The sequence below is a fragment of the Rothia amarae genome (genome assembly GCF_042677725.1).
GTDB classification, from domain to species: domain Bacteria; phylum Actinomycetota; class Actinomycetes; order Actinomycetales; family Micrococcaceae; genus Rothia; species Rothia amarae.
On record NZ_JBHUCN010000006.1, the window covers coordinates 19,525 to 33,135 of the forward strand.

Annotated in this window: 13 protein-coding genes and 3 tRNA genes; 8 read left to right on the plus strand and 8 right to left on the minus strand. The window is 52.4% G+C overall.

All coding sequences use genetic code 11. From position 1 onward, the window contains the following. Nucleotides 1-132: 132 nt before the first annotated feature. The 3 genes from ACFR81_RS02595 to ACFR81_RS02605 all read left to right on the plus strand — a co-directional run bounded on the left by ACFR81_RS02595 (nucleotide 133) and on the right by ACFR81_RS02605 (nucleotide 390). Nucleotides 133-204 (plus strand) — tRNA-Thr (locus ACFR81_RS02595). A gap of 39 nt (nucleotides 205-243) precedes the next feature. After that, nucleotides 244-317, plus strand: a tRNA-Met gene (locus ACFR81_RS02600). A gap of 1 nt (nucleotide 318) precedes the next feature. Beyond that, a tRNA-Thr gene (locus tag ACFR81_RS02605) sits at nucleotides 319-390 on the plus strand. A 100-nt stretch (nucleotides 391-490) separates the two neighbouring features. Here ACFR81_RS02605 and ACFR81_RS02610 read toward each other — a convergent pair. Next, on the minus strand, nucleotides 491-1,789 hold the full coding sequence (locus ACFR81_RS02610) for an Nramp family divalent metal transporter (RefSeq protein ID WP_343876259.1): 1,299 nt from the start codon (nucleotides 1,787-1,789) through the stop codon (nucleotides 491-493). Between the two features lie 94 nt (nucleotides 1,790-1,883). On the opposite strand from ACFR81_RS02610, the gene ACFR81_RS02615 reads away from it, so the two are divergent. From ACFR81_RS02615 to ACFR81_RS02635, 5 genes are all read left to right on the plus strand, one after another. Then, a complete protein-coding gene (locus ACFR81_RS02615; protein WP_145176363.1) occupies nucleotides 1,884-2,342 on the plus strand; it encodes an FAS1-like dehydratase domain-containing protein in 459 nt (152 codons plus the stop codon). Further along, entirely contained in the window at nucleotides 2,342-2,812 is a 471-nt protein-coding gene (locus tag ACFR81_RS02620) for a MaoC family dehydratase (protein WP_068169146.1), read from the plus strand. The genes ACFR81_RS02615 and ACFR81_RS02620 overlap by 1 nt, the downstream gene beginning before the upstream one ends. A gap of 105 nt (nucleotides 2,813-2,917) precedes the next feature. Continuing rightward, nucleotides 2,918-4,225 (plus strand): MFS transporter, encoded by a 1,308-nt coding sequence (locus ACFR81_RS02625; RefSeq protein ID WP_343876258.1) that lies wholly within the window; start codon nucleotides 2,918-2,920, stop codon nucleotides 4,223-4,225. A 60-nt stretch (nucleotides 4,226-4,285) separates the two neighbouring features. Further along, the gene (locus ACFR81_RS02630; protein ID WP_151145435.1) at nucleotides 4,286-5,380 is read left to right on the plus strand and encodes a UDP-N-acetylmuramate dehydrogenase; all 1,095 of its coding nucleotides are present in this window, start codon (nucleotides 4,286-4,288) and stop codon (nucleotides 5,378-5,380) included. A 91-nt stretch (nucleotides 5,381-5,471) separates the two neighbouring features. Further along, nucleotides 5,472-5,873, plus strand: a complete 402-nt coding sequence (locus ACFR81_RS02635; RefSeq protein WP_068169136.1) for a PGPGW domain-containing protein — start codon at nucleotides 5,472-5,474, stop codon at nucleotides 5,871-5,873. A 1-nt stretch (nucleotide 5,874) separates the two neighbouring features. Here ACFR81_RS02635 and ACFR81_RS02640 read toward each other — a convergent pair whose 3' ends face one another. From ACFR81_RS02640 to mshD, 7 genes are all read right to left on the minus strand, one after another. After that, nucleotides 5,875-6,312 carry a GntR family transcriptional regulator gene (locus ACFR81_RS02640; protein ID WP_343876257.1) on the minus strand — a complete coding sequence of 146 codons (438 nt, stop codon included), beginning with the start codon at nucleotides 6,310-6,312 and terminating at the stop codon, nucleotides 5,875-5,877. 18 nt (nucleotides 6,313-6,330) lie between these two features. Further along, nucleotides 6,331-7,470, minus strand: a complete 1,140-nt coding sequence (gene asd / locus ACFR81_RS02645; protein ID WP_343876256.1) for an aspartate-semialdehyde dehydrogenase — start codon at nucleotides 7,468-7,470, stop codon at nucleotides 6,331-6,333. Between the two features lie 100 nt (nucleotides 7,471-7,570). Then, nucleotides 7,571-8,149 (minus strand): dihydrofolate reductase, encoded by a 579-nt coding sequence (locus ACFR81_RS02650; RefSeq protein ID WP_343876255.1) that lies wholly within the window; start codon nucleotides 8,147-8,149, stop codon nucleotides 7,571-7,573. 12 nt (nucleotides 8,150-8,161) lie between these two features. After that, entirely contained in the window at nucleotides 8,162-8,986 is an 825-nt protein-coding gene (locus tag ACFR81_RS02655; RefSeq protein WP_068169125.1) for a thymidylate synthase, read from the minus strand. A gap of 166 nt (nucleotides 8,987-9,152) precedes the next feature. Further along, on the minus strand, nucleotides 9,153-10,148 hold the full coding sequence (locus ACFR81_RS02660) for an NUDIX hydrolase (protein ID WP_343876254.1): 996 nt from the start codon (nucleotides 10,146-10,148) through the stop codon (nucleotides 9,153-9,155). A gap of 127 nt (nucleotides 10,149-10,275) precedes the next feature. After that, nucleotides 10,276-12,516: an RNA degradosome polyphosphate kinase gene (locus ACFR81_RS02665; RefSeq protein ID WP_343876253.1), complete on the minus strand. Its 2,241-nt coding sequence runs from the start codon at nucleotides 12,514-12,516 to the stop codon at nucleotides 10,276-10,278. Between the two features lie 30 nt (nucleotides 12,517-12,546). Next, the gene (gene mshD, locus ACFR81_RS02670) at nucleotides 12,547-13,584 is read right to left on the minus strand and encodes a mycothiol synthase (RefSeq protein WP_190617957.1); all 1,038 of its coding nucleotides are present in this window, start codon (nucleotides 13,582-13,584) and stop codon (nucleotides 12,547-12,549) included. Nucleotides 13,585-13,611 lie beyond the last annotated feature (27 nt).

Here is a 13,611-nt window from a genome sequence, read left to right on the forward strand (position 1 = left end):
AAGTTTAGGCTTGGAGCATTCTAAAGAAGGGGTGGATTCCTCCCCTTCTTTATTGAGGTGGTGTAGAACACCTGAAAATATTCTGCAAGAATTTGCACCCCCTTTAGGGCGTCCTGTAGAGTATTCTCTGTTGCCCCGATAGCTCAGTGGTAGAGCGCCATCTTGGTAAGATGGAGGTCCCGGGATCGATTCCCGGTCGGGGCTCTCGCAAGAGCCAAAATTGAATAATTTTAGTGATTGCATGGCGGTGTAGCTCAGCTGGTTAGAGCGCACGACTCATAATCGTGAGGTCGACGGATCGAGCCCGTCCACCGCTACGCCCCGATAGCTCAGTGGTAGAGCGCCATCTTGGTAAGATGGAGGTCCCGGGATCGATTCCCGGTCGGGGCTCAGCTTATATTTTCAAATATTTTATTCATAAGAGACCCAGCAGGTTTTCCTGCTGGGTTTCTTTGCGTTTTTAACTTTTCAATGCCGGGGATAGCTAGATTTAGTTGAGAACCTTCACAATTGCTTCAGTGCATTGGTAGATTCCCAGAGAAATAAAGAGTACAGCACAGATAGTTAGAATGCTGTTGGTGAACCAGCCGTTGCGCCATCTCTCTGGTACTCGTTTGGTGTTGAGAATCCAGAGGAGAGTGACGGCAAGGAAAGGCATGAAAAGCGCCCCTAGTACTCCGTAGAGGAGAATGAGGAAAATGGGGCGATCCATGAGAAAAAGAATCATGGGCGGGAAAGTAAGCCACAGTACGTAAAACTTAAAGTATTTTCCACCGGTGAGGGTATCGGGGTGATTCGTAGGCTTGCGGCGGATGCTGCCCCAGAAGTCCGCAAACATGAGCGAGACTCCTGACCAGACTCCGATAATGGAGGAGTAGGAGGCAGCCCAGAAACCTATCAGAAAGAGATTTCCAATTACCACACCGTAACGATCCTTGAGAATATCGGCGAGATCAAGGAGCCCTTTATCGCTAGAGGATACTGCTAGTCCTGCAGAATAGAGCACTTCTACGCCGAGCACGAAAGTTGCTGCTACGAATATGCCGGAGATGACGTAAGCTACGGTGTTATCAAGCTGCATGACCCGCATAAACTTGGGGCTGTACCACCCTTTTTCGCGTAGCCAGTACCCGTAGGCCGCGAGAGTGATGGTGCCGCCAACACTACCGGCTAGCGCAAGAGTGTAGGTGACGCTTCCGCCGGGAATCATGGGAACGAGACCGCGAAATAGGTCGGGTAGGTTCGGGATGGTGTAGATAGCTAAACCTACAATGAGCAGGAACATGAGTCCCACCAGGACGGCGGTTATTTTCTCTACCACGCTGTATTTACCCAGCCAAACAATCACGAACCCTGAGAGCCCCATGATGATGGCCCATGCCCACAGTGGAAGGGCGGGAAAGAGCACAGCAAGCGGCATAGCGGCCGCCGACATCCCAGTGGCTCCGTAAACAAAGCCCCAAATCAGGATGTAGGGGCCAAAATACCAGGTGGTCCAGGGGCCGAGAGTGCGCCATCCTTCAAAGATGGTACGTCCGGTGGCAAGACTGTACCTGCCGGCGCCTTCGACCAAGACGATTTTCATAATGACGCCTATGACGACCGTCCATAGGAGTGCGTACCCATATTTTGAACCAGCTACAAGGGTGGCAACTAAATCGGGTGCGCCAATTCCTGTGGCGGCAACGACGAGTCCGGGGCCGATAATTTTATATTTGCGGGCTGTATCTACCGGCTCGTTGGGGTCAACGAGATGCGGTGGAAACTTCTCATGGGGCGTGCGGTTCATGTGTTCTCCAGGGATAGTGAGAATTACTTGCACTAAGTGTCCCATATCACGTAGGAAAGATGAGGCAGATTAAACCTTCCGTTAGACTTTTATTATGTCTGAGACCAAAACTATTAATCCCCAAATCGTCGGGAAAGTATTTACTTCTGATGAGGTATTCCAAGTAGGACGGGAGCGAATCCGCGAGTTTGCTAGCGCTGTAAAGGCTACCCACCCCATCCATTTCGAAGTAGACGCGGCGCAAGCAGCTGGATACGCCGACGTCGTTGCTCCCCCGACCTTTGCCATTATTCTGGCGCAAAGGGCGGATGCTGCACTCATCGAAGATCCCGATTCAGGAATCGATTTCTCTCGTGTGGTTCACGCTGACCAGCGTTTCACCCATCATCGACCTATCGTGGCTGGTGACGAACTCACAACTGAAGTTCACGTAGATAACGTACGTACCATGGGTCCTGGCGCTATGCTCATCACTCGCGAAGAAATTACTACCGTCGGGGGAGAAGCTGTGGCTACCTGCGTCTCCTCTCTCTTAGTTCGAGGAGAAGACTAATGGCACTATCTATTAATTTTGCTGAGCTAGAAAAAGGTCAAGAAATCGGTTCTCGTACGATTTCGGTGACTCGCGCCGATCTTATTCGCTACGCGGGGGCTTCTGGCGACTTCAACCCAATTCACTGGAATGAACGATTCGCCCAGGCTGTCGGACTTCCCGGCGTCATCGCCCACGGCATGTTCACCATGGGAGTTGCGGTACAGCTAGTAACCGATTGGGTGGGGGATCCCGGGGCAATCGTTGATTATCAGACCCGTTTCACCAAGCCCGTCATCGTACCTGATGCTGAGGGCGCTGAGAATCCGGCAACCGGTGGCAACCAGCTTAATGTATCGGGCAAAATTGGCGCTCTTGACGCCGAAGCCCAGACCGCTCGAATTGATCTCACCGTCTCTGCCCCTGACATCGAGGGGAATCTCCAAAAAGTGCTGGTGAAAGCTCAAGCTGTGGTTGCTTTCGCCCATTAGCGTGTGGAACTACTCACGAAAATGGAATCACAGCCGGAGGCATCTTTAAACTGGAAAAGTCTTGTGTCTGCGCACACTATATGTTTTCCGTGCTGAAAGGGAGTTATGGAAAGGGTAGAGAAACTGGATCAGCAGGAAATTAAGACGTGGTACAGAGCTGTCCTTGCAATATTTTTTGCCAGCGGACTTTTGACCTCGTCCCTTCTTGCGCGACTCCCTGATGTCTCCACCGGTCTTAACCTCTCCGCCGGACCGATGGGTATGCTGCTCTTGGGTATGACCGTTGGTTCTTTTTCCTCAGTGACGTTCTCTGGCTATCTGGTCAGCAAGATAGGGTCACGAAAAACTCTTATTCTGGGGTATTCCCTTGCCTGTGCGGGAATTGCGCTGGTCGGTATCGCCGTTTCGATATCGAGCATTCCGCTAGCTGTTCTGGGGCTCGTGCTCGATGGCGTTGGCATGGCTTCTTCAAATGTGGCAGCTAATGTGCAGGGTGTTTCAGCAGAGCGAGCACTCGGTCGATTCGTTACCCCGATTATGCATGGATTCTTTTCCATCGGCACGGTGATAGGCGCGGGGCTGGGTACCTTGGACACCCGCTTGGGCGTATCTTTCATGTGGCACATGATTTATTTTGCCGTCATTATTTTCGCCACCGTGTTGTGGGCATTGCGCGGGTGCCACAGCGAGAACTACGGGCAGGACGACACTCAGGCGCTCTCCCAGGTTGGTTCCTACCGGGTGCGGGATGCTTGGCGCGACAAGCACACCATTTTTATTGGCATTTTTGTGCTGGGCATGGCGCTGGCTGAGGGTTCTGCCAACGACTGGGTGGCGCTTGCTCTTACCCACGATTACGGTGCGGATAAGACAGTTGGTTCGCTGGGATACACGTTCTTTGTTATCGCTATGATGACCGGTCGTTTCATGGGTACTGGTCTGCTGAATAAGTTTGGACGTGTGAAGGTTCTACGCGTGACCTGTTCGATGGCGATTATTGGACTAGCGGTGTTTATTTTTGCGCCGAACGTGCCGCTGGGCTTCATTGGTCTGTTCATCTGGGGGCTGGGCGCTTCCCTGGGATTCCCCACGGGTATGTCAGCAGCATCTGATGATCCAATGAAGGCTGCAATTCGAGTTTCCGTAGTTTCTACCATTGGCTACGCCGCATTCCTTGGCGGACCTCCTGCGTTGGGCTTGCTTGGCGAGCACTGGGGCATCCGTAACGCCCTCCTGGCTGTGCTGGTGTTTATCGTTATCTCACTCTTTCTCACCCGCCATCTTCAGCCATCGTCCCAGCGCGAAATTCTGAGCGAGCGTACCACTAACGTATCGACTTATGATCCACAGACCAGCATGAACCCCGTGATTACTCCAGAAACAGGTGCGCTTTCGCAGGTGGATAAGAAATAGCGTTTCTTCGCTGATAGACGAGCGTGCCTGAGCGCAATGAGCAGAAGCTAAACTAAAAAGGTGACTACTATGCATCTCAAAGACATCACTACCGCCGCTGTAGGCGGAGCAGCTCGCAACTATGTGCGAGCTACCACCGAACAAGAAATTATCGACGCCGTATCTGCGGCGGATCGCCAAAGCGAGAACCTGCTGATTGTGGGCGGTGGTTCGAATATCTTAGTTGCTGATGCAGGATATGACGGCACCGTAGTTCATATCGCCTCTCACGGCATTGAAGATCTGGGTGTTCCTCAGTGCGGTGGGGCTAATATTCGAGTTCAGGCAGGGCACCAGTGGGATGCATTCGTAGCTCATGCTATTGAAAATGAATGGGTAGGTATAGAAGCCCTCTCAGGCATTCCCGGCACCGTTGGTGCTACCCCGGTGCAAAACGTAGGCGCTTATGGCGCTGAAGTATCCCAAACGATTTCTCAGGTGCATACATGGGATCGACAGAAGAATGCCCGTAAGACTTTTGCTCTAGCAGACCTCAAATTTGGGTATCGAGATTCTATTCTCAAGCAAAACACTGTTAATGGTTCACCTCGTTATGTGGTGCTCAGCGTTGACTTCCAATTCACTCTTGGAACTCTCTCAGCCCCTATCCGCTACGGCGAACTTGCCCGGCAACTCGACGTCGAGGTGGGCCAGCGTGCGAACTCGCAACTAGTTCGCGATACCGTGCTGAAGCTTCGCGCCTCCAAGGGGATGGTGCTTGACACTGAAGACAGAGATACATATTCCACCGGCTCGTTCTTTACCAACCCCATTGTTGATTCAGATGAGTTGGATAGTTTGCCAGAGGACGCCCCGCGTTTTCCGGTCACCGATGCCAGCGGCCAGAACGTTATCGAAGGCAAAACTAAACTCAGCGCCGGCTGGCTCATTGAGCACGCTGGCTTTGACAAAGGATTTGGTTTAGAGGGTGAGAGCCGAGGAATTGCCGACGGTCGCGCCTCCCTTTCCACCAAACACACCTTGGCTATCACTAATCGAGGTGAAGCAAGCTGCTCAGATTTGCTCGCCATCGCCAGCTCAGTTCAGGATGGTGTGAAGAAGGCATTCGGCATCCAGATGGAACCCGAGCCGGTCATCGTTGGAACTTCTCTGTAGAAGCACATAAACCGCGCATCACAGATGCATTCTGTGGTGCACGGTTCTCTGAGAATCAGTTTGTTTTAGCCGGCAAGGGTGAGGGGAGCACATGGCTTTAGACCGGGAGATAGCTGGAAGCGAATCCGGGCGCTTACACGGAGCCATGGCTCGCATGCGCACTTTTATGGCGCACCACCTGCTATTGCTCATGTTCTACCGCTTGCTGGTCATTACTCTAGGTTTCCTGTTGCTCGTAGCAGGGCTCGTTATGCTGGTCACCCCTGGTCCGGGCTGGCTCTTCATTTTTCTTGGAATGGGGCTGTGGGGCACAGAATTTCATTGGGCGCACCGACTCAATACCTGGGGCAAGGCGAAAGTGCTCAATATCTGGCGTGAAATTACGACTCAAGCCGAGAAACGCAACCAGAAGAAGCAGAATGCTCGGTGGCTAAAATTCGGTCGGCAGAATCATTTCTGCCCCACGGGAGAGCACTACCACGAACACCCCTAAGTTAGTGATCCAGCCCCAGCTCGTGGGTACAAACTTCGAGTATCTCAGCATCTTCCAACCCTAGTTTCCGCATGGATGCTATATAACGGCTGGTTAATTCGTGCTTTTTCTGTGAGGTTGAATCCATCGCGGTGATAAAACTACCTGCCCGCCCGTGCGTCTCGATGGCTCCTGCCGCTTCGAGTTCCTTGTAAGCTTTCGCAACAGTATTGACGGCAAGACCAAGTTGCTGAGCTAGCATCCGCATAGGAGGTAGACGGTCACCTGGCTGTAAGTTGCCAGCGGCGCGGGCTGCAATCACCGCGCGTCGAATCTGCGAATAAGGGGGCACGTCTGAGTTCTTATCCACCGCAGGGATAAGACCAGAAATACCCTCGCAAAATTCAGCGTGCTTAGGTTGGGCTCGCACGTCATGCGAGGGCACATCTAGTGAAGGCATAGTAAAAGCTCTTTCGGGTTACAGAGTTCCGGTAGCAATCTTAAGCATACGGCGCACAGGCTCAGCAGCTCCCCATAGTAGCTGATCGCCTACGGTGAAGGCACTGATGTACTGTGGCCCCATAGCCATCTTACGAATACGTCCCACGGGGATGGTGAGAGAGCCCGACGCCGCTACGGGGGTCAAATCATTCATCGAGGCTTCCTTCTCGTTAGGAACAACCTTGGACCACTCATTGTCTTCATCGATAATCTTCTCAATTTCAGAAACTGAAAGGTTCTCGGTGAGCTTGAGAGTGAGCGCCTGTGAATGGGAGCGCATCGTGGCAATACGTACGCATAGACCATCTAATATGACGCGGTCCTCGCCTTCTAGTCCCAAAATCTTGTTGGATTCGGCATCGGCTTTCCACTCTTCTTTGGACTGACCGTTTCCTAAATCGGCGTCGATCCAGGGAATGAGCGAACCCGATAGCGGCACGCCAAACTGAGTAGTTTCTAATTCTCCGGAGCGTTGTAGTTCGAGCACCTTGCGGTCGATTTCTAGAATTGCCGATGCCGGGTCTGCAAGCTCGGAGCTCACCACGCCTGATAAATCGCCAAAGCCCTGGAGAACTTCGCGCATATGACGCGCTCCACCACCGGATGCGGCCTGGTAAGTCATCGATGTGCCCCATTCAACCAAACCCTGCTTGAACAGGCCGCCAAGACCCATGAGCAAGCACGATACCGTGCAGTTACCACCAATGAAATCTTTGATACCCGAATCAAGCCCCCGGTCAATGACGTCGCGATTGATGGGGTCAAGAACAATCACGGAATCGTCATTCATCCGCAAAGTGGAGGCAGCATCAATCCAGATACCATCCCACCCACGTTCGCGGAGCCTGGGATGAACTTCCTTAGTATAGTCACCACCCTGAGCGGTAACGATAATCGGCAACTGGGCAAGAGCCTCAAGATCGCGGGCGTCCTGCAGAATGTTTTCGTCGAGCTCACCGTTGAAAGTAGGAGCAGGTTGCCCTGCCTGGGAAGTGGAGAAGAAGACGGGGGTTATGTTTTTAAAATCGCCCTCTTCGACCATGCGCTTCATCAGCACAGAACCAACCATGCCGCGATAGCCAACAAAACCTACTGAGTCACCGGATGTAAAAGTCATAGTGTCAGTCTATCGGGACAGGATGAACGAATTCAGCCATATTTCACAGAGTAAACCGAAGATTTAGGGCACAGCAGGTTTTAACAGGACCGTGCCCGTTTTAGGAGCCGCGTGTCCATCTCTCAAAGCGGAACGATAAGGGCTTCTTCTCTCCGTCTGAGTGAGGCAGAATCCAACCGCGATCGCTCGTCTTGTAGGCCGTGGCTGAGTCTAGAAGCCACTGTGCATCCAGGTCAGGGGCGTTCGAGTCGCCTTCTACAACGCCTTCAAACACGGTTCGCTCCACCACGGTAATTGCAGAGCCTTGGACTCCATCTAAATCATGTCGATCAATCACCGCCGAAAAGAGGGAAGAACCGCCAATCAGCCAGACTTTTTCGGCGCCCTCACAAGCCAACCGAAGGACAACATCGAAGGACGGCACCCACAGCGCTCCATCGGCTGCCACCGGCCGATCAACACGGGAAGTAACCACAAAATTTTCACGGTCAGGAAGGGGGCGATACTGCTCGGGGAAAGACTCCCACGTTTTCCGCCCCATAATGACCGGAGAACCCAGCGTTACCTCTTTGAAATGAGCTAAGTCTTCTGGGGCGTACCAGGGCATACCTCCATCGCGGCCGATGACGGCGTTGAGCGACTGCGCCCATACGGCACCAAGGACGGGAAGGTCAGACATAGTAAGAGACTCCTATACAGCAATCGGTGCTTTGATAGTGGGGTGATGCTGGTAATCCTCCAGCTCAAAATCCTCGAACTCATACTGAGCGAGTGAAGGCTTCTTGTTCTTGATATTCAAACGAGGGTAAGGGTAGGGCTCGCGAGAGAGCTGCTCTTTTACCTGCTCGAAATGATTGGAATAGATATGGCAGTCTCCACCGGTCCACACGAATTCGCCGGGAACCATTCCCACTTCTTCAGCGATGATATAGGTTAGTAACGCATAGGAGGCGATATTGAAGGGCACCCCTAAGAACATGTCGGCACTGCGCTGATAAAGCTGACACGAGAGCTCATCGGGACCGTCGTCCACATGCTTCACATAGAACTGGAACAACGCATGGCACGGCGGCAAAGCCATCGAATCAACTTCTGCTGGATTCCATGCAGAAACAATATGACGGCGAGAATCAGGGTTAGTTTTGAGCGATTTCACGACATTGGCTATTTGGTCGATCGTTTCCCCATGTCCCGCAGGCCAAGAACGCCACTGAACACCGTAAACCGGACCTAGCTCGCCGTCCTCATCTGCCCATTCGTCCCAGATACTGACACCGCGCTCCTGCAACCACTTCACGTTAGATTCCCCGCGCAAAAACCACAGAAGCTCAAGAGCTACCGACTTGAAATGAACTCGCTTGGTCGTGATAAGCGGGAAGGAATCTTTCAAATCAAAGCGCATCTGACGACCAAAAACAGATCGGGTGCCGGTTCCGGTGCGGTCAGATTTATCGTCCCCGTGTTCTAGGACTTCGCACAACAAATCTTCGTAAGGAGTGGGTACAGAGGAATTCATGTCTCCATCCTAGCCATAAAATGCTTCATTAATTCGGCATCGCATCAGCAAACGATCCCTCTCGCCTGGATTCGCGAGCGCTCATTGAGGCGATTGACGCCAGACCCAGCCAGCTTGCTTACCGCGGGGCCGAATAAAAGTCGTAATTCCCTCTGCCAATAAATCTCTAGTCACCAAACGGGCGAATCTGCTCCAAAGAGATCATTCGGTGGTTGTTGCGGCGAGAAATCTGCATCACCAACATTTCGCCGGGAACCAGGTAAGGGTCTTCTGTAGGTAGTTGCGCCGCAAGATGCTTGTTTCCATGTGTTCGGAGAACATCCAGGACAGTAGGGAGCACAGGGCGGTGGGTGCACAGCGCCACCGAGTAATCTTTTTCGAAGAGCTGCTCGATGACGCGCGCAGCTCGCTTGGGATGGCGCTTATGGGCTGCCTCAGTTATCTGCGACTTAGTTTTGATAGGTGTGCCGGATTGCTTCTGAAAATTAGCAACCGTCTGCATACAACGTATCCAGGGGGAAGAATAAACTTTTTTCGGCATCCAGGCATGCAACAGGCGGCAAACCGCCAAAGCCTGACGTTTACCGGTAGCTGCTAGTGGGCGCTCGCCTTCTGCCGCACTCCAGGATGAGCGGGGCTTGGCTTTCGCATGGCGCACAATAATGACAGAACGGGTGGCGAGATCGCCGTCTTTCCAGAGTTTCTCGAGGGCATCGAGAGGCTCTGTATCCGTTGCATTGGTGAGAAGCTGACGTGCTTCTTTCGGGGTGACCCAGCGAAGTTTATCTACTTCGTCGCCGTCTGCCTTGGGTTTGGTGGAGGAATCGACCTGTGCCGACCAGTAGTAGACATCTTTAGTTCCGTGTTTGACCTTGTAATGGGTGACAGCCAGAGGGACGCCGAGGGTTACGTGGAGCCCAACTTCTTCGCGAACCTCACGGATAGCGGTTTCGGGGATAGTTTCGCCGTCATCGACTTTGCCCTTTGGCCAGGACCAGTCATCGTAATGAGGGCGGTGAATTATGAGTAGCTCTAGTCGCTCTTTGGCATAGCGCCAGATGAGACACCCAGCAGCCGTAACATCTACATCGGGCACAGCACGGCGGATTTTTGAGTATTCACCATCGCAACGAAAAGCAGAATAAACCGGCGTCTTGGGCATAGATATCGGAACCTTTTTCGAGAATAAGAATGTCCATGAACAAAAACTTGTTCATGGACATTCTATGGCTAGATACCTGCCTGTAAAAACGTGGACAGGCTATCTGGCATGATGTGGGCTAAAGAGTCTATTTTCTCTTTCGCTTATCTCGAGACTCCAAGTAGTAGGACTGGATATCAACCAATCGGTTTCCTTGATCGTCCTTGCTGTGGCGCTCCCAATGACCATCTGCCTCAAGGTGCCATGTTGAGGTCTTCTTAGACATGTAGCGGTCGAACATATCCAGCAGATATTCGCGGTTACGCTGTGCCTTGATACTTACCAGAGCCTCCACACGGCGATCAAGGTTGCGGTGCATCATATCTGCTGAACCAATGTAGACCTTGGGGTTCCCTGCATTTTCAAAGGTGAACACACGGGAGTGTTCCAAGAACCTACCCAGCACAGAACGCACACGGATATTCTCTGAAAGACCGGGAACACCGGGGCGCAAAGCACAGATGCCACGAACCACTACGTTGACTTCCACACCAGACTGCGAGGCGCGGTAGAGCGAATCGATAATTGCCTCATCCACCATGGAGTTGCATTTAATCTGAATCTTCGCCTTGCGTCCTGCCATGCTGTGTTCGATTTCTTTATTGATGTAATCAATCAAACCGGATCGAATCGAGCGTGGGGCTACCAGCAATGAACGGTAGGTGGTTTTGGGAGCGTAACCCGAGAGCTGATTGAACAGGCGGGAAACGTCCTCAGTAATCTGCGGGTCGCAGGTGAGCAAACCGAGATCCTCATAGAATCGTGCAGTTGAGGGGTGGTAGTTACCGGTACCGATATGGCAGTAACGGCGTAGCGAATCGCCTTCTTTTCGAACCACCAGCGAAAGCTTACAGTGGGTCTTCAAGCCGACGATGCCGTAGACCACATGCACGCCAGCACGTTCGAGCTTACGCGCCCACTTGATGTTGGCTTCCTCATCAAAGCGCGCTTTGATTTCTACCAGTGCCAAAACCTGCTTACCAGCTTCTGCAGCTTCAATCAGCGCATCGACAATGGGGGAGTCGCCAGAAGTGCGATACAGAGTCTGCTTGATAGCCATGACGTTTGGATCTGCAGCAGCCTGTTCCAAAAACGCTTGCACGCTGGTCGCAAATGAATCATAGGGGTGATGGAGCAAAACGTCGTGAGCGCGGGTTGCCGCGAAGACATTTGCGGCCTTAGACGTTTCGTTCTCGTTGAGCCATCGGGAGGTATGCGCAATGTGCTTGGGATAGTGCAAGGCGGGGCGGTTTGCGTTAACGATGGCGCCCATTCCACGCAAATCCAACGGAGCGGGTAGGCGGTAGACCTCTGACTCATCAATGCTGAGCTCAGAAATGAGTAGTTCAAGAACGTTGGGGTTGATGGTATCTTCAACTTCCAAACGAACCGGAGGCCCAAAACGGCGGCGCAAAAGCTCCTTTTCCAATGCCTGCAGAAGATTTTCGGCGTCGTCCTCTTCAACTTCGAGGTCTTCATTACGGGTCACGCGGAAAGCGTGAACTTCCAACACCTCCATGCCGGGGAACATCATGTCCAGGTGCTGAGCGATGACGTCTTCGAGCGCAATGAAGCGGGCTTCCCGAGACGGCGAATTCACCGCTCGTGAGCCGTCGATAGAAATCATACGGTTAAGCTGATCGGGCACCTTCAAACGGGCAAAGAGCTCCTTACCGGTTTGTGGGTTACGCACAACGACTGCCAGATTGAGCGAGAGCCCCGAAATATAGGGAAAGGGGTGCGCAGGATCGACTGCCAGCGGGGTCAAGATGGGGAAAACCTCATCGCTGAAGAAAGAGGTCAAGCGAGCTTTCGCTTCGTCCTCCAAATCTGACCATTTAACAATGCGGATTTGTTCCTTTTCGAGCGCAGGCAAAACCTCCTCATGGAAACAGCGATGCTGGCGCTCCATCAGCTGGTGAGCTGATTCGGAGATTTCTTCCATCTGCTCATCGGGGGTCATACCTGCGGCAGAGGGAACAGCGATACCGGTTGCAATACGGCGGCGTAGACCCGCCACGCGAACCATAAAGAATTCATCAAGATTCGAGCCTACAATCGACAGGAAATTGAGGCGCTCTAACAAATAAAGATCGGGATCTTCAGCCAACTCCAGAACGCGGGTATTGAAGTCTAACCAGCTGATTTCCCTGTCGAGAAAACGGTCGGTTCCGAAATCACCGGAAAGATGGGGAAGTTTGACTTTCTCTACCGCTTCAATGCGATCCCCCTGCGTCTGAGCGCGTTCAATCTTAGTGATGTCACCGCCGATATGGTAGTGATCTGAGGGTTCATTGGATTCTGTATTTACTGTTTTTTCAGCGCTCACAGTGTTCCTTCCTATCTTGAAATAAAAAACTTAAGCCTGGTGGGAGTACATGATGTCTACGGTTTCTTCGACGAAACCAAGTGACTTATAGAGCGAAACCGCTGCAGTATTGTCTGCATCCACGTAAAGAACGATTTTGTCGAGAGGCTTTCCCCCTTCGTCGACGAACTGCGCGAGATAATCCATTCCTGTGAGGGTAAGAATTTTGCCTAACTTCTTCCCCTGCCATGAGGGAACAATTCCTACAGCATAGACTTCGCCTTCGGTCAGTTCGCCCTGGTCGGAGGGGATTTTGGTCCAGTGAAAACCTGCCAGCCCTTCATCTGCGCGGGCAACAAAAAATCCCTCGGCGCGGAACCAATCCGCGCTCTTTCGCTCGTTGAGATCTTCGGCGGTGAGGGAACCCTGCTCGGGGTGGTTGGCAAATGCCTCCGCATTAGCTGAAAGCCATGCGGCGTCGTCCATACCTGGCTTAAATGTATCGATTTTCGTGCCCTCAGGAAGATGCGCCTGCCCTAGATCGCGGGCAATGTTCTGGCGAACCTCGTCGGTGAGCCATAGCTGTAGTTTGCGGAGTTCCCTGACCGGTGAGTAATCGAAAGAACGAGCTAAAAGCTCTGCTGCTTTGCGCTCTCCTGAGGCATCCTCACCCTGAATCTGATGAACCCACAAATTGTAGAGTTGAATAGGGGTTTCGGAAAGAGCCTCGTTGATGGAACGAGCCAACTCCGTTCCGATGCCCTGGCCACGGTGGGTAGAGGCAACAGCACCTTCAATGGTTGCAGTGTCTTTTTCTGTATCGAGAAGGGCAACTACCGCACCAAGAATTTGTTTCTCCGTTGTGAACTCAGCGTCATCGTTTTCTCCGGCGAGCGCCAAGAGCAGGGAATCTGCGATGTGCGGATTCTTTATTGCCTTGTGTACTTCAACGAGCGTCTGCTCTGAAAACGCTGGTGTGCTATCCTGCGCCGAAATAGTTCGTGCAAAATCTAAGAAAGCGGTTGCGTTCGTAGCATCCAATTTTAGGGTCTGAACAGAGAACGTCTGCTCTGATTCTATTTCGCTCACAGTTATTCCTCCTAGGCAATGTACCTT